Source organism: Streptomyces swartbergensis (assembly GCF_002148965.1).
Classification (GTDB): domain Bacteria; phylum Actinomycetota; class Actinomycetes; order Streptomycetales; family Streptomycetaceae; genus Streptomyces; species Streptomyces swartbergensis.
Window position 1 is genome coordinate 1 of the sequence record NZ_NGFN01000808.1, and the last position, 773, is coordinate 773.

At 69.9% G+C, this 773-nt stretch carries 1 protein-coding gene and 1 pseudogene; one reads left to right on the top strand and one right to left on the bottom strand.

The features are described from left to right. On the bottom strand, positions 1-461 hold a 461-nt coding region (locus CA983_RS44455), incomplete at its 3' end, for an NAD(P)-dependent oxidoreductase (protein WP_143645897.1). Between the two features lie 149 nt (positions 462-610). On the opposite strand from CA983_RS44455, the pseudogene CA983_RS44460 reads away from it, so the two are divergent. Next, positions 611-773, top strand: a pseudogene (locus CA983_RS44460) (AraC family transcriptional regulator); the annotation flags it as partial.

Here is a 773-nt window from a genome sequence, read left to right on the forward strand (position 1 = left end):
AGGGTCGCCAGGGTGGGGCGGTGGGCGTCGAAGACCTCCCGGGAGCCGCTGTAGAGGAACATCATGGCGGGGTCGCCGACGCCGGGCGGGGTGGTCATGATGGCCCCGTCGAGGTAGCCGGCCCCGTGGGAGTCGGCCCACTTGACGGCCTCCTGGGCCTGCTCGGGAGACCCGGAGGTGAGGTTGACCAGGGTTCTGCCCGCCAGTTCGCCGGTGGCCGGGTCGAGGGCGGTGTACAGCGCCTCGTAGTCCAGGACGCAGGCGATGGTCAGCGGTGAGGCGGCGATCGCCTCCTGGGGTGTGCCGGCCAGGCGGGCGCCCCGGTCGACCAGGGGGCGGGCCTTGTCCGGGGACCGGTTCCAGACGGTGGTCGGGTGACCCCGGTCCAGCAGCGTGGCGGCCAGTGCCGAGCCCATCGAGCCCAGTCCGACGACGGTGACCGGCTGGTGTGCTGCGTTCATGCCCAACTCCTCTTGATTCATGGTCAGATGACGTGTGATCACGTACGGACACGTTCGCAGGGCACGAAGATCGGGAACAGTGACAGCGGTGACGGCCTCCACCAAATTCCTGCCATAGGCTGCGGGGCATGAGTGCCGGTTCTGTCGCCGTGGTCGTGACCGAGGAGATCGGGGTCCCCTCGTGGGATCTGTACGAACTGAGCATCCCGTGCACCGTGTTCGGCAAGCCGCAGCCCGATCTGGCCGATCCCTGGTACGACCTGCGGCTGTGCGGGACCGGGGCCGGGCCGGAGGAGGGGGACGGTGCGGCGG